Annotated in this window: 11 protein-coding genes; 4 read left to right on the top strand and 7 right to left on the bottom strand. The window is 64.2% G+C overall.

The genetic code is table 11. The annotated features are described in order from the left end of the window. From EN914_RS12205 to EN914_RS12220, 4 genes are all read left to right on the top strand, one after another. On the top strand, positions 1-929 hold a 929-nt coding region (locus EN914_RS12205), incomplete at its 5' end, for an ABC transporter ATP-binding protein (RefSeq protein WP_164778722.1). 14 nt (positions 930-943) lie between these two features. Continuing rightward, positions 944-1,894 (top strand): ABC transporter permease, encoded by a 951-nt coding sequence (locus EN914_RS12210; RefSeq protein WP_196815398.1) that lies wholly within the window; start codon positions 944-946, stop codon positions 1,892-1,894. Continuing rightward, positions 1,884-2,699, top strand: a complete 816-nt coding sequence (locus EN914_RS12215) for an ABC transporter permease (RefSeq protein ID WP_024503371.1) — start codon at positions 1,884-1,886, stop codon at positions 2,697-2,699. Before EN914_RS12210 ends, EN914_RS12215 begins: the two co-directional genes overlap by 11 nt. A 95-nt stretch (positions 2,700-2,794) precedes the next feature. Next, entirely contained in the window at positions 2,795-4,222 is a 1,428-nt protein-coding gene (locus tag EN914_RS12220; protein WP_013528020.1) for a gamma-aminobutyraldehyde dehydrogenase, read from the top strand. Between the two features lie 174 nt (positions 4,223-4,396). Here EN914_RS12220 and EN914_RS12225 read toward each other — a convergent pair whose 3' ends face one another. From EN914_RS12225 to EN914_RS12255, 7 genes are all read right to left on the bottom strand, one after another. Continuing rightward, positions 4,397-4,711, bottom strand: coding sequence for a hypothetical protein (locus tag EN914_RS12225; RefSeq protein ID WP_013528019.1), 315 nt, complete (start codon positions 4,709-4,711; stop codon positions 4,397-4,399). 53 nt (positions 4,712-4,764) lie between these two features. Beyond that, entirely contained in the window at positions 4,765-5,127 is a 363-nt protein-coding gene (locus tag EN914_RS12230; protein ID WP_024503372.1) for a nuclear transport factor 2 family protein, read from the bottom strand. Between the two features lie 81 nt (positions 5,128-5,208). Then, entirely contained in the window at positions 5,209-5,688 is a 480-nt protein-coding gene (locus EN914_RS12235) for a carboxymuconolactone decarboxylase family protein (protein ID WP_013528017.1), read from the bottom strand. A 110-nt stretch (positions 5,689-5,798) separates the two neighbouring features. Further along, positions 5,799-7,352, bottom strand: coding sequence for an alpha/beta fold hydrolase (locus EN914_RS12240; protein ID WP_024503373.1), 1,554 nt, complete (start codon positions 7,350-7,352; stop codon positions 5,799-5,801). 113 nt (positions 7,353-7,465) lie between these two features. Further along, a complete protein-coding gene (locus EN914_RS12245; protein ID WP_013528015.1) occupies positions 7,466-7,777 on the bottom strand; it encodes a formate dehydrogenase subunit delta in 312 nt (103 codons plus the stop codon). Continuing rightward, positions 7,767-8,597: a formate dehydrogenase accessory sulfurtransferase FdhD gene (gene fdhD, locus EN914_RS12250; RefSeq protein WP_024503374.1), complete on the bottom strand. Its 831-nt coding sequence runs from the start codon at positions 8,595-8,597 to the stop codon at positions 7,767-7,769. The genes EN914_RS12245 and fdhD overlap by 11 nt, the downstream gene beginning before the upstream one ends. Positions 8,598-8,599: 2 nt before the next feature. Further along, positions 8,600-9,730, bottom strand: a 1,131-nt coding sequence (locus EN914_RS12255) for a molybdopterin dinucleotide binding domain-containing protein (RefSeq protein WP_164778723.1), incomplete at its 5' end; no start/stop codon positions are given.

The raw sequence follows: 9,730 nt of genomic DNA on the forward strand, positions 1-9,730 counted from the left end.
CGCCGGGGGAATTCTTCGCCATGCTCGGGCCGTCCGGTTCCGGCAAGACCACTTGCCTGCGCCTCATCGCCGGCTTCGAGCAGCCGACATCGGGCTCGATCTCGATCTTCGGCGACCGCGCCGAGGGCGTTCCGCCCTATCGCCGCAACGTCAACACCGTGTTCCAGGACTATGCGCTGTTCCCGCATCTGAACGTGCTCGACAACGTTGCCTACGGGCTGATGGTCAAGGGCGTCGGCAAGGCTGAGCGGCACAAGGCGGCGGAAGAGGCGCTGTCACTGGTGCGGCTGCCCGGCTATGGCGCCCGCCGGCCCGGCCAGCTTTCCGGTGGCCAGCGCCAGCGCGTGGCACTCGCTCGCGCGCTGGTCAACCAGCCAAAGGTGCTGCTGCTCGACGAGCCGCTCGGCGCGCTCGACCTCAAATTGCGCGAGAACATGCAGGAGGAGTTGAAGTCGCTGCAGAAGGCGCTCGGCATCACCTTCGTCTTCGTCACTCACGACCAGGGCGAAGCGCTGTCGATGGCCGACCGCGTCGCCGTCTTCAACGATGGCAAGATCATGCAGATCGGCACTCCGGAAGATATCTACCAGCGGCCGAGGACCCGCTTCGTCGCCGATTTCGTCGGCTCCTCCAACGTGCTGCCGCCGGATTTCGTGCAGCGCTATTCCGGCCAGCATCGCTGGGGGAGTCTCCGCCCCGAATCCATTCGCGTCGGCCGCGCGGCCAAGGGGGTCACAAGTGGTGAAGGCGTGTCGGCCCGCCTCGTCTCGACCAATTATCTCGGCGCCACGACAAAGCTGGCGCTCGACGCCGACGGGCTGCGGCTGCACGCCATCGTGCCGGCCGGCATCGCCTTGCCGGCAGAAGGCGAGGCGGTTGTGCTGACCTTCAACCGCGAGCACCTGCATCTGATGGACGAGCCGGCATGAGCCTCGACGCCGCCATGGTGCGTGCAACCGCTCCCGCCATCCTGCCGGGTAGCGGCGGTCTGCGCGGCGCTCTGTCGGACCTTTTCTGGCGCAAGCCGAAGGTCCTGTTGCTGCTCATGCTGTTGCCTCCGGTTTTGTGGCTGGGCATCGTCTATATCGGCTCGCTGTTTGCGCTGCTGGCGCAGAGCTTTTTCTCCATCGACGAGTTTTCCGGCCTCATCAACCGCGAGTTCACGCTCAAGACCTATGGCGATCTGTTCCAGGCTGCCAATCTCGACATCATCCTGCGCACGGTGACGATGGCGGCTCTGGTCACGCTGGCCTCGGCCGTCATCGCCTTCCCCATCGCCTACTACGCGGCGCGCTATGCGCGCGGCCGCTGGAAGGCCTTGTTCTATCTCGGCATCATGCTGCCGCTGTGGTCCAGCTATCTGGTCAAGATCTACGCCTGGAAGCTGATCCTGGCCAAGGAAGGCATCCTCACCTGGCTGCTCGCCAAGCTGCATTTGTTGTGGGTTCTCGACGCTTGGCTGTCGCTGCCGATCGTCGGCGGCAATTCCCTGTCGGTATCGTTCACCGGCACCTTCATCGTCTTCGTCTATGTCTGGCTGCCGTTCATGATCCTCCCCGTTCAGGCGGCGCTCGAGCGCGTGCCCGGCAATCTGGTCGAGGCCTCGTCCGACCTCGGCGCTTCACCGGGACAGACCTTCCGCAACGTGCTGTTTCCGCTGGCGCTGCCGGGCATCGTCGCCGGTTCGATCTTCACCTTCTCGCTGACGCTCGGCGATTACATCATCCCGCAGATCATCGGCACCTCGCGTCTGTTCATCGGCCAGGCGGTCTATTCGCAGCAAGGCACCGCCGGCAACATCCCGCTCGCCGCCGCCTTCACCGTGGTGCCGATCGTCATCATGGGCTTCTATCTCTGGGGCGCCAAGCGCATGGGGGCCTTCGATGCGCTCTGATGGTTCCCAGTCGGCTCCGCTCGGCCTGAAGATTGCCGCCGCCTGCGGGCTGCTGTTCCTGCACCTGCCGATCCTGCTGATCTTCGTCTATGCCTTCACCACCGAAGAGAAGAGTTTCGTTTGGCCGCCGCCAGGGCTGACGACGCAGTGGTTCGCCGTGACCTGGAACCGGCCAGATGTCTGGCAGGCGCTGTCGCTGTCGGTCAGGGTGGCCGCGATTTCGACGGCGATCGCGCTCATCCTCGGCACGCTCTGTTCGGCGGCGGTGTCGCGGACAAGATTCTTCGGCCGTGAAACCATCTCGCTGCTGGTCATCCTGCCGATTGCGCTGCCCGGCATCATCACCGGCATTGCGCTGCGCTCGGCCTTTTCGCTGGCCGACATCCCGTTCTCGTTCTGGACGATCGTGCTTGGCCACGCCACCTTCTGCGTGGTCGTCGTCTACAACAACGCCGTCGCCCGTTTCCGCCGCACTTCCGGTTCGATGATCGAGGCCTCGATGGATCTCGGCGCCGACGGTTTTCAGACCTTCCGCCATGTCGTGCTGCCCAACATCGCCACGGCGCTGCTTGCCGGCGGCATGCTGGCCTTCGCGCTGTCCTTCGACGAGGTCATCGTCACCACCTTCACCGCCGGCCAGCAGCAGACGCTGCCGATCTGGATGCTGGAAGAACTGATCCGTCCGCGCCAGCGCCCGGTCACCAATGTCGTTGCCATGGTCGTCATGCTGGTGACGTTGCTGCCGATCCTTGCCGCTTATTACCTCACCCGTGACGGCGACCAGATCGCTGGAAGCGGGAAATGAAAAACAGCGAATAGGGAGTAGCGAATAGGGATCGACGGTCAAACCCTACTCGCTTTCAGCTACTCGCTACTCGCTTCTGTAAAGGGAGAAACCTTATGGACACCCAGATGCTGATCGGCTCGAAATTCGAGAAGGGCACCGAGACCGAGGAGCCGATCCTCAATCCAAAGACCGGGGCGACCATCCTCAACCTGCCCGAGGCCAGCCAGGCGCAGATCGAGGCGGCGGTCACTGCTGCCGAACAGGCGTTCGTCTTGTGGTCGCGCACCACGCCGGCGCAGCGCTCCGGCTATTTGCTGAAGATCGCCGACCGCATCGAAGCCGACGCGAAGGAGTTCGCCACGCTCGAGGCGCTCAACTGCGGCAAGCCGATCAACGCCGTGCTCAATGACGAAATCCCGGCGATCGTCGATTGCTACCGCTTCTTCGCCGGCGCCGTCCGTTCGATGCCGGGCGTCGTCGCTGGCGAATACATTCCCGGCCACACCTCGATGGTCCGTCGCGATGCCATTGGCATCGTCGCTTCCATCGCGCCGTGGAACTATCCGCTGATGATGATGGCCTGGAAGCTGGCGCCGGCGATCGCCGGCGGCAACACCGTCGTCTTCAAACCGTCCGAGCAGACACCGCTGACGGCGCTGAAGCTGGCAAAAATCCTTGCGGACATCCTGCCCGAAGGCGTCGTCAATGTCGTGCTCGGCCGCGGCGACAGCGTCGGCAACACGCTGATCAATCATCCCAAGGTCAACATGATCTCGATCACCGGCGATGTCGCCACCGGCAAGAAGGTGCTGCAGGCGGCCGCCAAGTCGGTCAAGCGCACGCATCTCGAGCTCGGCGGCAAGGCGCCGGTCATCGTCTTCGACGACGCCGACCTCGGCGCCGTGGTCAACGGCCTGCGTGCCTTCGGCTATTACAATGCCGGCCAGGACTGCACCGCCGCCTGCCGCATCTACGCCGGCAAGAAGATCTACGACAAGCTCGTCGCCGATCTCTCCTCGGCCGTCTCGACCATCAAGTACGACCGCCCCGACGATACCGAAAACGAAATCGGCCCGCTGATCTCGCGCCGCCAGCGCGACCGCGTCTCGAGCTTCGTCGAGCGCGCCTCGGAACTGAAACACATCGAGATCACCACCGGCGGCAAGCCGGGCGAGGGCTCCGGCTTCTATTACCAGCCGACCGTCGTCGCCGGCGCGCTGCAGGAAGATGAGATCGTGCGCCGCGAAGTGTTCGGCCCGGTCGTCTCGGTTACTCGTTTTTCGGAAGTCGACGAGGCGGTGAACTGGGCCAATGACAGCGACTACGGCCTGGCGTCATCCGTATGGACCAAGGATGTCTCGCGCGCCATGGCGACGGCCGCCCGCCTGCAATATGGCTGCACCTGGATCAACACCCACTTCATGCTGACCAACGAGATGCCGCATGGCGGGTTGAAGCAGTCCGGCTACGGCAAGGACATGTCGCTCTACGCACTGGAGGATTACACCGCCGTGCGGCATGTGATGGTTGCGCATGGCTAGTTTTGCCTTGTCCCCTTGTGGGAGAAGGTGGATCGGCGCGTAGCGCCGAGACGGATGAGGGGTGTTCCAGCTTGACGCCAGCTTACCCCTCACCCGGGTTGCCAACCGATTTGTGAAGGACAAATCGGGGCAATCCGACCTCTCCCACAAGAGGAGAGGTAAGACCGCAGACCACTACTCCACGATGCGATAGATATTCCACAGGCTGGTGCCAGACACGACATAGGGCTCGATCTCCTTGCCCCATTTCGCGTGCGCGTCGATCTTGCCGATCTTGGCGAAGAACGCCTCCAACTGGGCCAGGCTTTCGACCTGGTGATGGGACTCGACCGTCGCCTCCCGCGCGCCGATCGAACCGGTCATGATCTGGAATTCCAGCTCGTCGAGGCCGACCTGTGACCCGATCTCGCGTTCCCATTTCTTCAACAGGTCGAGCACGGTCTGCTTGTGTCCGAACTTGGCGTCGATCTGCCATCTGGCGCTGAACATCGTCTTCTCCTCCAGGTTGCGGCCCAGGCCGCGGTTGATCCACGGTTGTTGATCTACTCGTCCCAGGCCTGCACGACGGTCTGTCTTGCGATCCGACCGTTCTTCAGCTCCAGCATCGCTGCGCAGAACACCTTGGTGCCGTCCGGATAGGCGCAGGCCTGGGTGAAGGCGAGGCTGTCGCCGTCGGCGATGGTGGTGTCGACCTTGTGGGTCATCGCCCGGCTGCAGATGTCGTCCCAGAATGTGGTGATCGCCGCGCGCCCGCGGATTTCACGCGGCTTGCTCGGCGGGTTGTTGCGGTCGATCACCCGCACCAGCGCGTCTTCGGCATAGAAGCTCGACAGCATCTTGCCGTCACGGGTTTCGATCGCCTTCTTGATCGCGGCGCCGTCCACTGTTTGGGTCTTGGTCAGCATTTCATCCTCCATTGGCCCGTCTTCCGACCGGGCGGTTGATGGTCGATGTGCCGTCCGGCGCTCATCGCCGGGCAGTGGTTCTTACTGCGACTTCGCCTTGACGGCCGCGAATACGTCGTCGGTCTGCTTCTTGAAGGTCGTCAGATCGACCTGGCTGCCGTTGAGCATCGTCGACCAATGGCGCACGATGGCGGACATCGCCACCGCCTCCTTGATCTCCTCGTCGCTGGCGCCGTTGAGCTTGGCCGCCTCGGTGTGGAAATAGATGCAGTACTGGCATGGGATCTGCGCCGCGACGGCGAGGCCCAAAAGTTCCTTGGTCTTGCCGTCAAGCGCCGTCTTCGGGTTGAGCTGCACGCCCTTAATCTCGGCCCAGGCGCCGGCGACGGCCACATCCGGCAGGGTCTTGAACATGTCCGGCACCGAGCCGAGCGTTGCCTCGATGTCCTTGTAGGCGGCCGCCGCGGACGCGTCCTCGGCCTTTGCGGGAGAGATGGCGAACAACGCGCCAACGCTTGCAGCGATCACAAGCAATTTGAGTGTCCGGTTCGACTTCAGCATTTCCTCCTCCGTTCGCAGCGCCTTTTCCAGCGACATCCGCCTAGCCTGCGTGGAGAGAATTGATAGCGCTTACCCGCCCATGGCCGCTTCGCCCGAAAGCGCCATGGCTCTCATGGCCCGTGCGGGCCAGGGTGCCTGGCCGAAAACGCCGCCGCCGCCGCCCGCGACGGCAGATCCAGCTTGAGCAGTATGTTGGCGACATGGCGCTTGACCGTGTGTTCGCTCAGCCGCAATTCGGCGGCGATCGCGGCATTGCTCTTGCCGTCGGCGACGAGGCTCACCACCTCGCTTTCGCGCGCCGTCAATGCGGCCGGCTCGGCGGTCTTGGGTTTGGGCCGGCAGGCGGGTTCCAGATGCTGTTCGGACGTCGCATGGACCAGCGCCAGCGGCTGCTCCAGCTCGTCGACACTGATGCGCCCGGCGTCGGTGAAATGCAGGCCCGACCCAGCCGCCAGATCGGCGATCAGACGCGACGCGATAATGTCGCCGCGGCCGGCATGGGCGGCCAGTTGCATTGCCACCCGCGCCGTCGTCCCAACGGGTGGACCGCGCACTTCGATCTCGCCGACATGCGCCCCTTGTGCGCTTGCCACGCCGATTTCCTGCGCCGCCTCGCGCAGCGCTGCCGCGCAGCGTATGGCGCGTGCCGGGCCGTCGAAGCGCGAAATCATCAACTCGCCATGCAGGCCCACAGAGCGCCCGCCATGGCGCCCGACCAGCAGCCGCCAGGTTTCCTGGAAGCGTTGGCTGCGTTCGCTCCACATCCGGTCGCCGAGCCGTGCCGTGTCGTAGATGCGTGTCACCAGCAGTGCGGCCAGCACGCGGTCTACTTCGCCCACGGCGCGTTCGCCGGTCAGGAATTCCTCGATCAGGTCGGCCACCCCATCGACATCGCCGGTCCAGATCGGATGGTCGCGTCCGGGAATCTCGACCAGTCGGGCGCCGGGGATCTTCTGTGCAAGGAAGCGGCTGGCGTCGGGGTCGACCCGCGCATCGTTGCGGCGATGGATTACAAGCGTCGGCGCGCTGATCACGCTCAGGATATGGCGGATGTCGACGTCGGCGTTCATGCGCGCCAGCGCCGCCGCCGCCGTCGGGCTCGCCGACAATCGTTCGAAACGTGCCCACCACTGGGCGAAATGCGCGTCGTCGACCCGGCTCGGCGCGAAATGGGGCAGCGTGGCGCCAGTGCCCCAGGCTGTCTCCGCCATCTCGATGAAAGCGTCGAGGCGTTCGGGCGACATCACCCATTTGTGGAAATGCGCATAGCCGCCATAGAGCGCCAGCGCCCGTGTCCGCTCCGGATAGGTGGCGGCGAACAGCATTGCCATCGGCGCGCCTTCGGAGGAGCCGAGCAGCGCCGCACGGCCGCTGCCAGCGGCGTCCATTACCGCGCGCACATCGTCTATCCGCGTCTCGAGACTGGGCAGGTTATGCGCGTCGACACGGTCGGACAGGCCGGTGCCGCGCTTGTCGAACAGGATCAGCCGAGAGAACGCCGAAAGCCGCTTCAAGAGCCTGGTGTAGCCCTCGTCTTCCCAGTGCAGGTCGAGGTTGGAAATGAAGCCCGGCACGAAGACGAGATCGAACGATCCCTGCCCGACCACCTGATAGGCGATCCGCACATCGCCGCTACAGGCGTATCGCGTCTCGATCGGCCTCACGAGATTTCCACCCCGGCCTGACGATTTCTGGTCGTCAAACCATAGCAGAACAGCGCAGATTGCGGCAGCTTAAACTTTAGCGATTGTGAATGTAAGTTGGCGCGGCTTGGCGGCTATTCCTGCGAGGCGGCGACGTCGGCAGGGGAGGGCTTGAGCCCGAGTTTGAGGTCGGCCGCAGCCGGCGTGATCGGTCGCTTGATCCTGGCGGAGGCGGCCACCACCAACTCGTTGAAGTTCCCGGTGCCGTCGTCCAGCATTTCGAAGAACTGCCGCCGCATCCTCGGCTCCCAGAACTTGTTGATGTGCTCGGCGACGCCGGCAATGCCTTCCTCGCGCGGCTTGGAATGGAAGAAGTCGGCGATCTGGTTTGCCATGCGCACCAGCTTCTCGGCAGTGCTCATAATGTGTTCTTCGTCATGCGACATGCTTGGCAACTCCGCAAATCACCCGGTCGGGGTGGGTGAAAATATCAAAATCGTCGCCGCGAACCAGCGCCACCAGCGTCATGCCGGACTCTTGCGCCGTGCGGATGGCAAGGGCGGTCGGCGCCGAGACGGCGATGATGAAGGCCGAACCGATAGAAGCCGTCTTCTGCACCATTTCGACCGAAACCCTGGATGTCACCACGACAGCACCGGATGCGCCCTCGATGCCGGCTTTGGCCAGCGCACCCGCCAGCTTGTCGAGCGCATTGTGACGGCCGACATCTTCGCGCGCCATGACGATGCCCTTGCCGGGCACATAGAAGCCGGCGGCGTGCACGGCTCCGGTCTCGGTGTGCAGCGGCTGCACTTTCGACAAAAGCTTGACCGAACGGACAATATCGTTGGCATCAAGCGTAAGCTTTGACACACCAACCGCATCGACCGAACGCATCGCTTCCTCGATCGATTCGATGCCGCAGAGCCCGCAGCCGACCGGACCCGCGAGCCTTCGCCGCCGCGCTTCGAAGCGCGTGTTGGCTCGGTCCTTCAGCCGGATCTGGATGTCGATGCCGGCGCCATGGTCCTCGACCTCGATGGTTTCGATCTCCTCCGGCGCAGCTACAATGCCCTCGGTCAGCGAGAAGCCAAGCGCGAAATCCTCGAAATCGGCCGGGCTTGCCATCATCACCGCATGCGTGGTGCCGGCAAAGGAGAACGCCACCGGCGTCTCTTCCGGCACCATGCGGTTCGCCGTAGCAGTGCCGCTGGCGCGGTGCGCCAGCCGCGATACCTGCGTCGTGGCTTTGCGCCGCGCGCTCAAGACTACTCCGCCGCCTGCAAAGACGCGATGCGCCGGCTCTGCTTGGCTTGCTCGTCATAGTCGCGCTGCCATTCCGACGGCCCATTGGAGGCGCCGACCTGCACCGCCGTCACCTTGTATTCCGGGCAGTTGGTCGCCCAGTCGGAGAAGTCGGTGGTGATCACGTTGGCCTGCGTGTCCGGATGGTGGAACGTCGTGTAGACCACGCCGGGCGACACCCGGTCGGTGATCAGCGCGCGCAGCGTCGTCTCGCCCGAGCGGCTGGTCAGCCGGACCCAGTCGCCGTCGCGCAAGCCGCGGTTCTCGGCGTCGTGCGGATGAATCTCCAGCCGGTCCTCCGAGTGCCACATGCTGTTGTCGGTGCGCCTGGTCTGCGCGCCGACATTGTACTGCGACAGGATGCGGCCGGTGGTGAGCAGCAGCGGGAAGCGCGGCCCCGTCCTTTCGTCCGTCGCCACATATTCGGTACGGATGAACTTGCCCTTGCCGCGCACGAACCCGTCGATATGCATGATCGGGGTGCCGAGCGGCGCCTTCTCGTTGCAGGGCCATTGCACGGACCCGACACGGTCGAGCAGCTCGAAGGAGACGCCGGCGAAGCTCGGCGTGGTCATCGCGATCTCGTCCATGATTTCGGAGGGATGCTTATAGTTCCAGTCCAGCCCGATCGCGCGGGCAAGCTCCTGCGTCGCCTCCCAATCGGCGTAGCGCGCCTTCGGCTCAAGAACCTTGCGCACCATGTTGATGCGGCGCTCGGCGTTGGTGAAGGTGCCGTCCTTCTCCAGGAAGGTCGAGCCCGGCAGGAAGACATGCGCGTAGTTCGCCGTCTCGTTGAGGAAGAGGTCGTGCACGACGACGCATTCCATCGCGGCAAGGCCGGCTGCGACATGCTTGGTGTCGGGATCGGACTGCAGAATGTCTTCGCCCTGGATGTAGATGCCCTTGAAGCTGCCGTCGACGGCGGCGTCCAGCATGTTGGGGATGCGCAGGCCGGGTTCGTCGTCCAGCTTTACGCCCCACAAGGTCTCGTAGATATCGCGCACGGCTTCGCCGGAGATGTGGCGATAGCCCGGCAGTTCGTGCGGGAAGGAACCCATGTCGCAGGAGCCCTGCACGTTGTTCTGGCCGCGCAG

Source organism: Mesorhizobium sp. M7A.F.Ca.CA.001.08.2.1, assembly GCF_003998455.1.
GTDB classification, from domain to species: Bacteria; Pseudomonadota; Alphaproteobacteria; order Rhizobiales; family Rhizobiaceae; genus Mesorhizobium; species Mesorhizobium ciceri.